The organism is Helicobacter monodelphidis (assembly GCF_003288845.1).
Lineage (GTDB): Bacteria > Campylobacterota > Campylobacteria > Campylobacterales > Helicobacteraceae > NHYN01.
Genome location: NZ_NHYN01000123.1, coordinates 1 through 339, shown reverse-complemented (window position 1 = coordinate 339; position 339 = coordinate 1). Strand labels below are relative to the sequence as shown.

The 339-nt window shown below is 46.0% G+C and carries 1 protein-coding gene; it reads right to left on the bottom strand.

Features of this window, described 5'->3' with window-relative positions; genetic code table 11:
* Positions 1-296, bottom strand: a 296-nt coding sequence (locus CCZ01_RS10165; RefSeq protein WP_146745261.1) for a hypothetical protein, incomplete at its 3' end; no start/stop codon positions are given.
* Positions 297-339: the final 43 nt, after the last annotated feature.

The window sequence follows — 339 nt, the reverse complement described above, 5'->3', positions numbered from 1 at the left end:
TCTGCTTCTCGCTCTGCTTGATCCCTGTATATTCTCGATTGCTCCAGTTCTTGCGCAATCTTCAGCGACTCCTCGTTGTTGCTCTCCCTCAACACTTTCAAGATATATGCCTCTAACTTCCGCTCTGCTTGATCTGCTTCCCGCTCTGCTTGATCTGCTCTCCGCTCTGCCTCCTGCCTGTATATCCTCGCTTCCTCTGCTTCTCGCTCTGCTTCCTGCCTGTATATCCTGGATTCTTGTAATCTCCTTTCTGACCACTCCTCTAATTCGCTCAATGACATTTCTAAAAATTCCATTTTCTTCCTCCTTTATGTTGGTAAGATTCACTTTGATTCGTAT